13 protein-coding genes are annotated in these 13,151 nt (G+C 74.4%); 6 read left to right on the top strand and 7 right to left on the bottom strand.

The genetic code is table 11. The features are described 5' to 3' along the window. Positions 1–27: 27 nt before the first annotated feature. Complete coding sequence (locus GGQ55_RS25440) at positions 28–429, bottom strand: cupin domain-containing protein (RefSeq protein ID WP_179721642.1); 402 nt, start codon at positions 427–429, stop codon at positions 28–30. A 150-nt stretch (positions 430–579) separates the two neighbouring features. Between GGQ55_RS25440 and GGQ55_RS25435 the strand changes: the two genes are divergently transcribed. Further along, complete coding sequence (locus tag GGQ55_RS25435; RefSeq protein ID WP_179721640.1) at positions 580–1,986, top strand: MFS transporter; 1,407 nt, start codon at positions 580–582, stop codon at positions 1,984–1,986. Here GGQ55_RS25435 and GGQ55_RS25430 read toward each other — a convergent pair. Beyond that, the gene (locus GGQ55_RS25430) at positions 1,961–2,635 is read right to left on the bottom strand and encodes a TetR/AcrR family transcriptional regulator (RefSeq protein WP_246323869.1); all 675 of its coding nucleotides are present in this window, start codon (positions 2,633–2,635) and stop codon (positions 1,961–1,963) included. The genes GGQ55_RS25435 and GGQ55_RS25430 overlap by 26 nt on opposite strands. Positions 2,636–2,705: 70 nt before the next feature. Here GGQ55_RS25430 and GGQ55_RS25425 point away from each other — a divergent pair, with 70 nt between their 5' ends. Both GGQ55_RS25425 and GGQ55_RS25420 read left to right on the top strand, forming a co-directional pair. Beyond that, entirely contained in the window at positions 2,706–3,866 is a 1,161-nt protein-coding gene (locus GGQ55_RS25425) for an AI-2E family transporter (protein ID WP_366490241.1), read from the top strand. Between the two features lie 2 nt (positions 3,867–3,868). Beyond that, on the top strand, positions 3,869–5,209 hold the full coding sequence (locus tag GGQ55_RS25420) for an MFS transporter (RefSeq protein ID WP_366490239.1): 1,341 nt from the start codon (positions 3,869–3,871) through the stop codon (positions 5,207–5,209). On the opposite strand, the gene GGQ55_RS25415 is transcribed toward GGQ55_RS25420, so the two are convergent. Next, on the bottom strand, positions 5,200–6,168 hold the full coding sequence (locus tag GGQ55_RS25415) for a sulfotransferase family protein (protein WP_179721634.1): 969 nt from the start codon (positions 6,166–6,168) through the stop codon (positions 5,200–5,202). The genes GGQ55_RS25420 and GGQ55_RS25415 overlap by 10 nt on opposite strands. A gap of 90 nt (positions 6,169–6,258) precedes the next feature. On the opposite strand from GGQ55_RS25415, the gene GGQ55_RS25410 reads away from it, so the two are divergent. Both GGQ55_RS25410 and GGQ55_RS25405 read left to right on the top strand, forming a co-directional pair. Next, positions 6,259–7,209: a glycoside hydrolase family protein gene (locus tag GGQ55_RS25410; RefSeq protein ID WP_246323868.1), complete on the top strand. Its 951-nt coding sequence runs from the start codon at positions 6,259–6,261 to the stop codon at positions 7,207–7,209. Positions 7,210–7,248: 39 nt separating this feature from the next. Then, positions 7,249–8,823: an FMN-binding glutamate synthase family protein gene (locus tag GGQ55_RS25405; protein WP_179721632.1), complete on the top strand. Its 1,575-nt coding sequence runs from the start codon at positions 7,249–7,251 to the stop codon at positions 8,821–8,823. Here the strand turns inward: GGQ55_RS25405 and GGQ55_RS25400 are convergent. The 3 genes from GGQ55_RS25400 to GGQ55_RS25390 all read right to left on the bottom strand — a co-directional run bounded on the left by GGQ55_RS25400 (position 8,820) and on the right by GGQ55_RS25390 (position 10,893). Next, the gene (locus GGQ55_RS25400; protein WP_179721630.1) at positions 8,820–9,449 is read right to left on the bottom strand and encodes an FMN reductase; all 630 of its coding nucleotides are present in this window, start codon (positions 9,447–9,449) and stop codon (positions 8,820–8,822) included. The two genes, GGQ55_RS25405 and GGQ55_RS25400, sit on opposite strands and share 4 nt — an antisense overlap. Further along, entirely contained in the window at positions 9,446–10,603 is a 1,158-nt protein-coding gene (locus tag GGQ55_RS25395; RefSeq protein ID WP_179721628.1) for an LLM class flavin-dependent oxidoreductase, read from the bottom strand. The genes GGQ55_RS25400 and GGQ55_RS25395 overlap by 4 nt, the downstream gene beginning before the upstream one ends. A gap of 95 nt (positions 10,604–10,698) precedes the next feature. Further along, positions 10,699–10,893 carry a PLD nuclease N-terminal domain-containing protein gene (locus GGQ55_RS25390; protein WP_179721626.1) on the bottom strand — a complete coding sequence of 65 codons (195 nt, stop codon included), beginning with the start codon at positions 10,891–10,893 and terminating at the stop codon, positions 10,699–10,701. A gap of 199 nt (positions 10,894–11,092) precedes the next feature. On the opposite strand from GGQ55_RS25390, the gene GGQ55_RS25385 reads away from it, so the two are divergent. Then, entirely contained in the window at positions 11,093–12,004 is a 912-nt protein-coding gene (locus GGQ55_RS25385; RefSeq protein WP_179721624.1) for a hypothetical protein, read from the top strand. 4 nt (positions 12,005–12,008) lie between these two features. Here the strand turns inward: GGQ55_RS25385 and GGQ55_RS25380 are convergent, their stop codons facing one another. Then, positions 12,009–13,127, bottom strand: a complete 1,119-nt coding sequence (locus GGQ55_RS25380) for an Acg family FMN-binding oxidoreductase (protein ID WP_179721622.1) — start codon at positions 13,125–13,127, stop codon at positions 12,009–12,011. Between the last annotated feature and the right edge of the window lie 24 nt (positions 13,128–13,151).

The raw sequence follows: 13,151 nt of genomic DNA, 5'->3' as shown, positions 1-13,151 counted from the left end.
CTGAGGAGACTAAGCGCCGCCACCCGGTCACCCCGTGGGCGGTTCGTCCTTGCCTTCCTCCTCGAGCCGGTCGGCCTCCTCCTTCGTCGTGTGCACCGCGCCGTCGGCGTGCTCGGGCGGCCCGTAGACGGTGTAGAGGATCAGCGGGTTCTGGCCGGTGTTGAGGAAGTTGTGCTTCTTCCCGGCCGGGACGACGACCAGGTCGCCCTGCGCGACGTTCTTCTCGCTGCCCGAGACGATCGCCTTCCCGGTCCCGCTGACGAACGTGAGGATCTGGTCGGTGTCCTCGTGGACCTCCTCGCCGATCTCCCCACCCGGCGGGATGGTCATGATCACCAGCTGGGTGTTCTGGCCGGTCCAGAGCACCCGGCGGAAGTCGGGGCTCTGCTCGGCCTCGGTCGCGATCGTGTAGTGGATGACGCTCGCCATCTTGCGGGGCTCCTCTCGTCGGGCGCTGTTGCGACCGGTCCTATCCCAAGATCACGACCGCTACGCATCGTGGTTTGACAATCCAACCGTCACTGCTACGGTGGCCTCGGTTCGTCGTCCGAACCGAGATGCCGTCGCAGGGGGAAGCCCATGGACTCCGTCGTCGCTCCCGAGCTCCGCCGCACCGGCGAGGCAGCCCCGGGGCGCACCCTCGCCGTCGTCGCGGCGAGCACCGTGCTCACCCTGGCCGCGTTCGTCACGCCGCTGGCGACGGGTGTGCGCACGGCGGCCGATCTGGGCACCGGCCCGGCCGGTCAGGCGTGGCTGCTCAGCGCGATGAGCGTCGGGCTGGCCGCGGCCCTGCTCGTGGCCGGCGTGGCCGCCGACGACCTGGGCCAGCGGCGGGTGTTCGCGAGCGGTCTCGTGCTGCTGGCCGCCGGCGCCGGGATCACCGCGGCCGCGGGCAGCACCGCCGTCTTCGTCGCCGGGCGGCTGGTGGAGGGGGTGGGCGGCGCCGCCGTGCTGGCCGCGACGCTCGGCCTCATCTCCCAGGCGTTCCCGGCCGGCCCGGAGCGGGCCCGCGCGGCGGCGCTGTGGGGCGCCAGCGTGGGCGCGGGCACCGGGATCGGCGGCATCGCCACCGTCGTCCTGGACCCCGGGTCGGGCTGGCGGACGACGCACGTGGTCACCGCGGGCCTGGCCGTCGTCGCCGCGGTCGTCGCCCGCCTGGTGCTACCCGCGTCCGGACCGCGCCGGCACCGCCGGGTGGACGTCGCCGGCACGGTGCTGCTGGTCGCCGCCCTCAGCTGCCTGCTCTCCGGGCTGGTCGAGACGCGCGCGCCGTCCGGCGGCGGGCTCGCGACCGTCGTCCTCGTGCTGTCGGGGGTCCTGCTGGTCGCCTTCGTCGTCGTCGAGGCGCGGGTGCGCGAGCCTCTGGTCGACCTGGCGCTGTTCCGGGTGCGCGGCTTCGTGGCCGCGAGCGTCGGCGCCCTGGTGACCGGCGCCGCGATCGTCGGGCTGATGTCCTACCTGCCCAGCGTGCTGCAGCGCGGGCTGGGAGAGAGCCTGCTGTCGGTCACCCTGCTCGTCCTGGTCTGGTCGGCGGTGTCGACCGCGACCGCGCTCGCGGTCCGCCGGCTGCCCGGCCTGGACGGGCGGGTGCTGCTCGCGCTCGGCCTGGCCCTCTCGGCGGCCGGGCTGGCCGCGCTCGCGGTCCTCGGCGCCGGGGCGAGCGGGATCCGCTTCCTGCCCGGGCTGCTGGTCCTCGGCGTGGGCTACGGCGCCGCCAACGCCGCGCTCGGCCGGGAGGCGGTGGCGCACGTCCCGCCCGCCCGCGCCGGCATGGGCAGCGGCGCCAACAACACCGCGCGCTACGTCGGCGCGGCGGTCGGCGTCACCGTGGTCGTGCTCGTCGTGGGCACCGGCACGCCCGAGCAGCTCGCCGGCGGCTGGAACGCCGCGGCGCTCGGGGCCGCCGCGGTCAGCGCCCTCGGCGCGCTGGTCGTCGCCGCGCTGCGCCCGGCGCGCCGGCTCAGCGGCGCTCGAGCAGACCGATGAGCACGGCCGAGGCGACCTCGGCGTCCTCGGTGAGCCGGTCGGCCTCGCCGCGCTCCACCCGGGCGAGCATGAGCTCGTTGATGCCGCCGACCGCGGCCAGCAGCAGCTCCCGGCTCAGCGGGCGGACCTCGTCGGGGTGCTCGGCGTGCAGCTCGGTGGCCGACTGGCCGAGCAGGTCGACGTAGCGGTCGACGACGTCGCGGCGCAGCGCCAGGGCGGAGGTGCCGGCGGCCTGCACCTCCACCAGCGCCGCCCAGGCCAGGGCGGGTCCGGCGGCGAGCACCTCCAGGTAGGCCTCGACCGCGGAGCGCACCCGCGCGCGCCACGGCAGCCCGGCCGCCCGAGCGGCGTCCTGCGCCTCGCGCACGGTCTCCAGGACGGCGTCGGTCGCCCGCGAGTACAGCTCGAGCAGGCACTGCTCCTTGTCGCGGAAGTGCGCGTAGACGACGGTCTTCGACACCTGCCCGACGCGGGCGATGTCCGACATGGTCGTGGCGCGGTAGCCCTTCTCCGCCATGCAGACGGCCAGCGCCCGCAGGATCCGCCCGCGGCGGTGCCCGTCGTCGACCGCGGGGTCGTCGACCGGCGCCAGCTCCTCCGGTAGCGGGGCCACCGGGGCGTCGGGAAGTGCGGGGACGAGACCGACCATCGCCGAGACTGTATCGGGCGCAACCGGATCGGGGCGCTTCGATCAACGGAACAGTGGGCATCGCAATCCGGTGACCATCTCTGTGCAGCCGCCGCGCGAGCGGGTCCCGGTGCGGACCATCCTCACCGTGATCGGGCTCGGGCTCGCCACCGCGCTGCTCATCTACCTCGTGCTGCAGACCCGGCAGGTGCTGACCTGGATCGTGGTCGGCGCGTTCTTCGCCATCGCGCTCGCGCCACTGGTCGGCTGGGCGCAGCGGCGGCTGCTCGGCGGCAAGCGACGCGCGCTGGCCACGTTCCTGGTCTTCCTCGTCGTCTTCCTGGTCCTGGCCGGACTCGTCACCGCGTTCGTCGTCCCGCTGGTCAACGAGGGCACGAAGCTCGCGGCCCAGCTCCCGCGCGACATCGCCGACGCCCGGGCCGGGCGCGGGCCCATCGGCGACCTGCTGCAGCGCTTCCACGTGCTGCAGTGGATCCAGGACAACCAGGACAAGATCAGCCACTTCGCCAGCGGCCTCACCGCGCCGGCCGCCGGCGTGCTCGCCGGCGTGGCCACCGCCCTCACCGGCACGGTCACCGTGCTCGTGCTGGCCTACCTGATGGTGCTCGAGGGGCCGCGGATCGTCGACGGCTTCACCAACCTGTTCGCCCCGACCACCGGCGAGCGGATCCGCCGGGTCGGCGCCGACTGCGCGCGGTCGGTGACCGGCTACATCTCCGGCAACCTGCTGATCAGCGTCATCTGCGGGGCGACCACCTGGATCGTGCTGCTGATCATGGGCGTGCCGTTCGCCGGGCTGATCGGGCTGTTCGTGGGGATCGTCGACCTCATGCCGCTGGTCGGCGCCACGATCGGCGGGGTGGTCGCGGTGCTCGCCGGCTTCATCCACTCGGTGCCGGCCGGCATCGTCGTCCTGGTCTGGTTCGTCCTCTACCAGCAGCTGGAGAACCACCTGCTGCAGCCGCTGGTGTTCAAGCGGACGGTGCAGCTCAACCCGCTGACGGTGATCATCGCGATCCTGATCGGCGTCGAGCTGCTCGGCGTGCTCGGCGCGCTGCTCGCGATCCCGGTGGCCAGCATGGTCCAGGTGGTCCTGCGCGACGTCTGGGACCACCGCCGCGGCCGGCCCAAGGAGGAGCCGACGGTCGGGGAGGAGCGCACGCCCGCCGACGACGTGGGCAACGTCACCGACGGTGAGGGAAGGGTCGGCGTCGGTCACGCGTCGTCCTAGGGGTGACGACGGTAGCCACCCCGATCCCCAGCCGCGCGCCCGCCCGCGCCTACGCCGTCTGGCTGATCGGGCTGTTCGCCTACGCCGTCGCGGTGTTCCACCGTGCCTCGCTCGGGGTGGCCGGGGTCGAGGCCCAGGAGCGCTTCTCCGCCGGGGCGTCGGCGCTGTCGCTGTTCCTCGTCCTGCAGCTCGGCGTCTACGCGGCGATGCAGATCCCGGTCGGGGTGGCCCTGGACCGGTACGGCTCGAAGGCGCTGGTCGTGGCCGGCGCGCTGGTCATGGCCGGCGGCCAGCTGACCCTCGCGGTGGCCACCGACGTGCCGACCGCCGTCGTCGCGCGCGTGCTCATCGGCGCCGGCGACGCGATGACCTTCATCAGCGTGCTGCGCGTGATCGGCCTGTGGTTCCCCGGCCGGACCGTCCCGCTGATCACCCAGCTCACCGGCATCCTCGGCCAGCTGGGGCAGATCGTCGCCGCCTACCCGCTGGTCAGCCTGCTGCACCACGCCGGCTGGAGCACCACGTTCCTCGGGGCGGCCGCGGTCGGCGTGCTCGCCGCCGTCCTCGTCCTCGCCGCGCTGCGCGACGCCCCGCCGGGCACCCTGCGGCCGGCGCCGCCGGGCCTGGCCCAGGTGCGCCGCAACCTCGCCGACACCTGGCGCGAGCCGGGCACCCGCATCGGGCTCTACACCCACCTGGTCACCCAGTTCTCCGGCACGGTGTTCGCGCTGCTGTGGGGCTATCCGTTCCTGGTCGTGGGGGAGGGGCTCTCACCGGCGACCGCCGCCGTGCTACTGACGCTGCTCGTGCTCGTCGGCATGGGAGTGGGCCCGCTGCTCGGCCGGCTGTGCGGGCACTGGCCGCTGCGCCGCTCCAACCTCGTCTTCACCGTGCTGCTCTCGACGGCGGCGATGTGGACCGTCGTCCTGCTCTGGCCGGGACGGGCGCCGCTGTGGCTGCTCGTGCTGCTGGTCGTCGTCCTGGGCACCAACGGACCCGGCTCGATGATCGGCTTCGACTTCGCCCGCACCGAGAACCCTGCCGAGCGGATGGGCAGCGCCAGCGGCGTGGTCAACGTCGGCGGCTTCGTCGCCTCGCTGTGCACGATCCTCGCGATCGGCGCGGTGCTCGACGTCCTGACCCCGGGCTCGTCGACCGCCTACGACCTGGGCGCGTTCCGCGCGGCCTTCGCCGTCCAGTACGTGTTCTGGGCGATCGGCCTGGTCGGCGTCGTCCGGCACCGGCGGCAGCTGCGCGCCCGGCTGGCCCGCGACGGCATCGTGCTGGCGCCGCTGCACGTCGCCGCCGCGGCCCGGCTGCGCGGGGGCTCGGCCTACCGCTGAACGGCCGCCCGCGAGCGGAAGTCGCCGCGGCCGGTGTCGGAGCGCCAGTCGGCGAACGACTCGCCGGTGACCTCCTCGAGGAGCGCGATGTCCTCCAGCAGCGGCTCGAGCACCTCCCGGCGCGCCTCGACCGGGAGGGCGGGGCGCGACGTCCGGCCGGCGTGCAGGGCGGCGAGCAGCGGTCGGCTGGCCAGCCGCCACACCTGCGGCGGGGCGAAGGCGCCGAGCGCCGCACCGGTGCGGGCCGCGCGGGCCAGCAGCTGGTAGCGGACGCCGTCGGGCACGTAGGGCTTCACGTTCTCCGGCGGGACGGCGTGCGCCTGCCCCTCGGCGACGCCGAGGAACGCGCAGACCCGGTCGAGGGTCTGCTGGGGGGAGTCGACCAGCTGGCGGTAGCGGAGCAGCAGCACCTGCTCGCGCGGGAAGTGCTCCAAGAGGTCCCGCAGCTGCTCGCCGTAGCGGCCCAGCCCCCGGTAGTGCCAGAACGGCGCCCAGCCGGAGGCGATGCGGTGCTCCTCGGCCCGCACGGCGGGAAGGAAGTCGGCCTCCGGTTCGAGCCCGTCGGCCCGCAGGTGCACCCAGTTGGAGACGGCGCGGTCGACGGGGTCACGGACGACGAGGACGATCCGCGCCTCGGGGATGTCGGCGGCGATCCGCCGGTGGGCGTCGCGGTCGTAGAGGTACAACGGCGTGCTCTCCCCGCTGGGGACGTCGGGCGGCGCCGCGGCGAACAAGGCCTGGTACCGGTCGCGCCGCCAGATCCACTCGCGGGCGCTGTGCGCATCGCCGGGCCCCCGCTGGTGCGCGCGGTCGGGCGGCCGGCCGCCGGTCAGGTAGAACTTCGGTTCCTTGACCGGCGAGAGGTAGAGGCCGGGGTGCGTGGCCAACGCGGCGTGCAGCGCCGTCGTCCCCGCCTTGGGGGCGCCGGCGATGAAGAACGTGGGCAGCCGCTCCGCCATGGCGATATTCCTACCAATCGGGTGCGGAAAGCGCGCGAGCGGCGGCACTACGCTGGCCGTACCGCCACCGCCGCCGGGGGAGCCCTTCCGTTGACCAGCCTGTCCCACCGTCCCGTCCTGCCGACGCCGGAGGGGCTGGCCGCCCGGACCGACCGCTTCTGGGACGACGCGGCGGTCGCGGTCGTCCCCGAGGACGCCCGCCCCGGCGGCTGGGCCGGTGGCCCCTCCGCGCTGCTCGTCGACGGCGTCTGGTGGCTGGCCTACCGGCTGCGTCGACCGGTCGGGGAGGGGCGCGGCTACGCCAACGTGATCGCCCGCTCCGACGACGGGGTGGGCTTCGAGCAGGTCGTGCGGATCCACCGCGACGAGTTCGCCGCCGAGTCGCTCGAACGGCCCGCCCTCGTGCACACCCCCGACGGGCGCTGGCGGCTCTACGTCAGCTGCGCCACGCCGGGCACCAAGCACTGGCGGGTGGACCTGCTGGAGGCGGACTCGATCGAGAGGCTCGCCGGCGCCCGGCCGCAGACGGTGCTGCCCGGGAGTGCCACCGCGGCGTGGAAGGACCCGGTGGTCCGCTGGTCCGGTGGCAGATGGCACCTCTGGGCCTCGGTGCACCCGCTCGACGACCCCGACGCGACCGATCGGATGACCACCGAGCACGCGACCAGCGACGACGGGCGGGCGTGGACCCACGACGGGACGGCGCTGGCGGGCACCCCCGGCACCTGGGACGCCCGCGGCGTGCGGTTCACCACCGTGCTGCCCGGCCCCGACGGCGTCGACGACCCGGCGACCTGGGCGCTGTACGACGGGCGGGCGTCAGCGGAGGAGAACTGGGAGGAGCGCACCGGCCTGGCCCGGATGACCGGCTCCGGCTTCACCGCCGCTCCCGACGGGCCGCTGCTGCAGAGCCCGCACGCTCCGCACGGCCTGCGCTACGCCGACGCCGTCGCGCTGCCCGACGGCACCACCCGCTGGTTCTACGAGGCCACGCGTCCCGACGGGGCGCACGAGCTGCGCACGGTGCTGCTGCCCTCCTGACGGCAGGCGGCCGGGTCGGCTCGGGCGCACACTCCGCCCATGAGCTGGGTCAGCCGAGCCGCAGCAGCCGGCCTCTCCGCCGTGGCGGCCGTCGCCGCCCGGGACCTCCTGCAGCGCGAGCACACGCTGCTGCGCAACTTCCCGGTGCTCGGGCACGCGCGCTACCTGATCGAGGCGGTCGGCCCCGAACTGCGCCAGTACCTCGTCGCGGGCAACAACGAGGAACGGCCCTTCACCCGCGACCAGCGCCGCTGGGTCTACGCCTCGGCGAAGAAGCAGAACAACTACTTCGGCTTCGGCACCGACAACGACCTCGAGTACACCGCCGGGTACCCGGTGATCAACCACCGCACGTTCGGCCGGGCGGTGCCGACCACCAACGTGCACGCCGGCAGCGAGGTCCGGCTGCCCTGCGCCAAGGTCCTGGGCGCGGCCCGCGGGCGGCCGCAGACCTTCCGGCCCTCCTCGGTGGTCAACGTCTCCGCGATGAGCTTCGGCTCGCTGTCCGGGCGTGCGGTCGAGGCCCTCAACCGCGGCGCCGCGCTGGCCGGCTGCCTGCACAACACGGGAGAGGGCGGGGTGTCGGTGCACCACCGGCACGGCGGTGAGCTGGTCTACCAGATCGGGACGGCCTACTTCGGCTGCCGCGACGAGCACGGCCGCTTCGACCTGGCCCGGCTCAAGGACCTGGTCGCCTCCGCGCCGGTCCGGGCGATCGAGATCAAGCTCAGCCAGGGCGCCAAGCCCGGCCTCGGCGGCGTGCTGCCCGCGGCCAAGGTGTCGGCCGAGATCGCCGCGGCCCGCGGTGTGCCGGAGGGCGTGGACTGCATCAGCCCGTCGCGGCACGCGGAGTTCTCCGACCCCGACAGCCTGCTCGACTGGGTGGAGCTGCTCGCCGCCGAGACCGGGCTGCCGGTCGGCATCAAGTCCGCGGTCGGCGACATGGGCTTCTGGCACGAGCTCACCGACCTGATGACGGCGACCGGCCGCGGCGTCGACTTCGTGACGATCGACGGCGGTGAGGGCGGCACCGGCGCGGCGCCGCTGATCTTCACCGACTCGGTGTCGCTGCCGTTCCAGCTCGGCTTCGCCCGCGTCTACTCCGTGTTCGCCCGCGCCGGGCTGCACGAGCAGGTCGTGTTCGTCGGCGGGGGCAAGCTGGGCCTGCCGGACAACGCGGTCGTCGCCTTCGCGCTGGGCTGCGACCTGGTCAACGTCGCCCGCGAGGCCATGCTCGCGATCGGCTGCATCCAGGCGCAGAAGTGCCACACCGACACCTGCCCGACCGGTGTGGCCACGCAGAACGCCTGGCTGGCGCACGGGCTGGACCCGGCGCTGAAGTCGGTGCGCGCGGCCGCCTACATCGCGACCCTGCGCCGCGACCTGCTCAAGGTCGCCGAGGCGTGCGGCGTGGAGCACCCCGGGCTGATCGACACCTCGGCGGTGGAGGTGCTGACCGGCCGGACGGCGTCGCGGCCGCTGCGGGAGGTCTACGACTACGAGCCGGAGTGGGGGCTGCCGTCGGCCGCGGACCGGGTGGAGATCGTCCGGCTCATGACCGCGGAAGCACCGCAGGGCGGCAGCGCTCCGCCGTCCCCCACCGCCGTCGGTTAGTTGCCGCGGAGCAGCTCCTCGAACGACGGGGTGCCGCCGAAGGGGCCCTGCAGCGCGTCGGCCGGCGGCGCGGTCGGCAGCCCCGCGACCAGGTCGGCCAGCTCACCCGCCGCGCGGCGGATCCGCTCGTTCAGCGCGCGGCTGACGCCGTCCCCGCCGGCCCAGTCCTCCGACGCGGCGAACACCGCGGTCGGCGCGACCGCCGCTCGCAGGTAGGCGAACAGCGGCCGCATCGCGAACTCCAGCGCCAGCGAGTGGCGTGCGGTACCGGCGGTAGCAGCCAACAAGCTCGGCTTGGAAGTCAGCGCGTCCTGGTCCAGGACGTCGAAGAAGGTCTTGAACAGGCCGCTGTAGCTGGCGGAGAAGATCGGCGTGACGGCGATCAGGCCGTCGGCGCCGGTCACCGTCTCGATCGCGGCCCGCAGCGACGTGTTCGGGAAGCCGGTGACCAGGTTGTCGGCCAGGTCGCGGGCGTGCTCGCGCAGCTCGACGACCTCGACGGTGGAGGTGATCCCGCGCTCGCGCAGGGCCTCCACGGTGGCCGTGGTCAGCCGGTCGGCCAGCAGCCGGGTGGACGACGGGACCGACAAGCCCGCGCTGACGACGGCGAGGGTGCGGGTCGTCATCGGGCCTCCACCTCCTCGGCCTCCTCGCGCGCCTGACCGGTCACGTCGTCGCCGCCGGCGTAGACGGTGGCGTCCTTCGCCCCGCCCGCGGCCGCGACCAGCGAGGCATGGGTCGGCGCGTCGGGGACGTGGGCCGGCTTGAGCGCCGCGAACTCCTTGCGCAGCACCGGCACGACCTCCTCGCCGAGCAGGTCGAGCTGCTCGAGGACGGTCTTCAGCGGCAGCCCCGCGTGGTCGACGAGGAACAGCTGCCGCTGGTAGTCACCGACGTAGTCGCGGAAGCCGAGCGTGCGCTCGATGACCTGCTGCGGGCTGCCCACGGTCAGCGGCGTCTCGGTCGAGAACTCCTCGAGCGACGGGCCGTGGCCGTACACCGGGGCGTTGTCGAAGTAGGGCCGGAACTCGTTCACCGCGTCCTGGCTGTTCCTGCGCATGAACACCTGCCCGCCCAGCCCGACGATCGCCTGGTCGGCGGCGCCGTGGCCGTAGTGCTCGAACCGGCGGCGGTAGAACTCGACCATCCGCTGGGTGTGCTCCGGCGGCCAGAAGATGTGGTTGTGGAAGAACCCGTCGCCGTAGTACGCGGCCTGCTCGGCGATCTGCGGCGAGCGGATCGAGCCGTGCCAGACGAAGGGCGGGACGCCGTCCAGCGGGCGCGGGGTGGAGGTGAAGCCCTGCAGGGGCGTGCGGTACTTCCCGGACCAGTCGACGACGTCCTCGCGCCAGAGCCGGCGCAGCAGGGCGTAGTTCTCGACGGCCAGCTCGATGCCGTTGCGGATGTCCTGGCCGAACCACGGGTAGACCGGGCCGGTGTTGCCGCGGCCCATCATCAGGTCCACCCGGCCGTCGGAGAGGTGCTGCAGCATCGCGTAGTCCTCGGCGATCTTCACCGGGTCGTTGGTGGTGATCAGCGTGGTCGCGGTCGACAGCTGCAGCGTCGTCGTCTGCGCGGCGATGTGCGCCAGGGTCGTCGTGGGGGAGGACGAGAAGAACGGCGGGTTGTGGTGCTCGCCGAGGGCGAAGACGTCCAGCCCGACCTCCTCGGCCTTCGTGGCGATCGCGAGGACCGCCTTGATCCGCTCGCCCTCGGTGGGCGTGCGACCGGTGGTCGGGTCAGTGGTGATGTCGCTGACCGAGAAGATGCCGAACTGCATGACCGTCTCCGTTGCTAGTTGAGAGTGCAACTATCTTCGCACGGCACAACGCGGCGACCGCTGCTCGTATGCCCGGCGGTCCTCGCGGCCACGGATCAGTGCCGCCGGCCGAAGCGGAAGTACGTCAGCGGACCCACGACGTTCACCGCGATGACCAGGGCCCACAGCGGCTTCGGGCCGTTCACCTGCCGCGCCGGGCGCCGGGCCAGGTCGGTCCAGGCGGCGGCCGCGAGCGAGACCTGCACCGCTCCGAGCGCCACGACCCCGGCCCGCTGTCCCGGCGATGCCATGTCCCCTCCCGGTCCGGTCGTGACCTGTTCGTGACGTTGTGAGCGCCCTATGACCACGCCCCGTGATCAGCCCTGCACCGGGCGGGTAGCTACGCCGGGGGCGCCGCCGACGCGCCGGTCCGGTCGCGCGACCGTCCGGGCGTGTCTGCCAGTGTCCAGGAAGAAGAGACGGATCGGTCCCTCAGGAGGCGGTTGCCGCATGTTCCGACGTACCGAGGTGGCCCCCGACGGTTCCGGCCGCGAGCAGGGCAGCACCCTGCACGCCGGCGCCACCGCGGCGGGGAACTTCGTCGTCGACCCGGAGATGCCCAACCTCTCCGGCGACCTCGACGCCCTGCTCACCACCGCCCCGGTGTTCCGGTCGGCGGTGCGCGGCTACGACCGCCTGCAGGTCGACAACTACGTCTCGTGGGCCGAGGCGGAGCTGCGGGCGGCCCGGCGGGAGACCGACGACCTGGTCGAGCGCTACGGCCGCGCCTGCGCGGAGCTGGAGATCTCCCGGCGGCTGCTGGCCCGCTCGCCCGAGGGCCAGGAGATGACCGTCATCTCCGAGCGGATGGGCCGGATGCTCCGGATGGCCGCCGACGAGGCGGCCGCGCTCACCGCCGGTGGGCAGGCCGAGGCCGACCAGGTCCTCGCCGACGCCCGCACCGAGGCCGACGCGCGGCTGCGCAAGGCGCACGAGATCAAGCAGATGGCCGTGGAGGCCAGCGACCGCATGCGGGAGGAGGCGCGCCTGCTGCGGGCCGAGGCCACCGCCGAGGTCGACCGCGCCAAGGCCGAGGCGGCGCAGATCCTGCGCGAGGCCAAGGCGGAGCGCGACCGGCTCGCCCTCGAGGCCGCCGACAAGCGGTCGAAGGCCGAGGCGGAGCTGGCGAGGTGGCTGGCCGACACCCGGGCCGGCGCACGCCGCGAGCAGGAGGAGACCGCCGCTGCCGCCGAGGCCGCGCTGGCCGAGGTCCGCGGGGAGCTCGAGGACCTGCACCGCCGCCGCGACCGGGCGTGCGAGTCGCTGCTGCGGCTCAACGAGCAGATCGGGGTGGCACTGGAGACCGTCGCCGACGTCGGCGGCCTCGCCGCCGCGGCTCCGGGGCAGCCCGCCGGGGTCTGACCTCCTACCCCCAGGTCGTCCCACCCCGGCCGTCGGGCACCGGGGCGGGGCGCACGACGGCCGGCGTCGGCGCTGGTGCCGGTGCCGGCTGGCGAGGGACGGCGGGCGCGTCCGGATGGCTGCTGTTCTCGACGACGGCCCGGCGCGGCCGCCGCGCGGTGGGCTCGGCCGGGGCCGCACGGCCCACCCGGAGCAGCATCTGCGGGACGAACGGATCCGTCAGCTCGCCCAGCCGCGCGCGGGTCTCCGGGACCTCCAACGACTGGGTGAGCGGGCCGGCCACCCAGTCCCGCCGGGTCAGCTCCAGCAGCAACCGCTGCAGCGCCTCGCCCGCCCGGAGCCAGGCGAGGACGTCGTCCTGGGCGGTGGCGAGCAGGAGCAGCGTCTGGTCGACGCCCGACCCGGTCTGCTTGGGGAGACCCCCGGTACCCCGCAGGTCGAAGTCCCGCACCGGGACGGCGTCCGTGCGCGGACCCGCTGTGCGCGGAACCGAGCTCGCAGGCACGCCGTCGCCCTGCGCGGGGGACTGGCCGGTCCACCGGCGCAGTTCGTCGCGGTAGTCCGGATCGGCGTTCTGCAGCAGGTCGGCCAGCCGGGTGAGCTCTCCGACGAGGACGCGCTGCTGGGCGGCGCGGACCGGTACGAGCACGGCGTCCTCGGCCGCGACCGCGGCGGCGAGCTCCTCGAGGTCCTCGGCGGGCACGGTCTCCGGGCCGAACGGGTGCCGGTTCGTGTGCCGCCGCGCGGTCACCCGGTCCAGCGGGGCCAGCGCGGGGTCAGGCGCACCGGAGCCCTGCTCCACGGTGGCCAGCAGATCGGGGTCGTCCGGGTCGGGGAGCCGGCGCACCTCCGGGGCGAGCCGCGAGGCGGCCAGCGAGGCCCGGACGCCGAACAGGGCCGCACCCACGCTCATGACCAGCTCCCGCCCCTCGGGATCCAGGACGGCGAGCTGCCGGGAGCGGTCCGCCCGCACCTCCAGCCGGTCGGGGAAGAGCGCGAAGACCCACGGCTGGGTGTTGTGCACCGACGGGGCGAGCCGGCCGTGGTCGGCCGCGACCTCGAGGGCCTCGCGCCAGGCCTCGGGAGACCCGATGGGGTGCGGGTGGGGAGTGGGTGCGCGCACCGGCCTCACCTCTCCAGGTCGTCG

Origin of the sequence: Petropleomorpha daqingensis, assembly GCF_013408985.1 — a bacterium.
GTDB lineage: Bacteria > Actinomycetota > Actinomycetes > Mycobacteriales > Geodermatophilaceae > Petropleomorpha > Petropleomorpha daqingensis.
This window is presented reverse-complemented; position numbering and strand designations above follow the sequence as displayed.

Coding starts and splice junctions, on each gene's coding strand:
- GGQ55_RS25440 (WP_179721642.1), bottom strand. CDS start 429: ATGGCGAGCGTCATCCACTACACGATCGCGACCGAGGCCGAGCAGAGC.
- GGQ55_RS25435 (WP_179721640.1), top strand. CDS start 580: ATGGACTCCGTCGTCGCTCCCGAGCTCCGCCGCACCGGCGAGGCAGCC.
- GGQ55_RS25430 (WP_246323869.1), bottom strand. CDS start 2,635: ATGGTCGGTCTCGTCCCCGCACTTCCCGACGCCCCGGTGGCCCCGCTA.
- GGQ55_RS25415 (WP_179721634.1), bottom strand. CDS start 6,168: ATGGCGGAGCGGCTGCCCACGTTCTTCATCGCCGGCGCCCCCAAGGCG.
- GGQ55_RS25405 (WP_179721632.1), top strand. CDS start 7,249: ATGAGCTGGGTCAGCCGAGCCGCAGCAGCCGGCCTCTCCGCCGTGGCG.
- GGQ55_RS25400 (WP_179721630.1), bottom strand. CDS start 9,449: ATGACGACCCGCACCCTCGCCGTCGTCAGCGCGGGCTTGTCGGTCCCG.
- GGQ55_RS25395 (WP_179721628.1), bottom strand. CDS start 10,603: ATGCAGTTCGGCATCTTCTCGGTCAGCGACATCACCACTGACCCGACC.
- GGQ55_RS25390 (WP_179721626.1), bottom strand. CDS start 10,893: ATGGCATCGCCGGGACAGCGGGCCGGGGTCGTGGCGCTCGGAGCGGTG.
- GGQ55_RS25385 (WP_179721624.1), top strand. CDS start 11,093: ATGTTCCGACGTACCGAGGTGGCCCCCGACGGTTCCGGCCGCGAGCAG.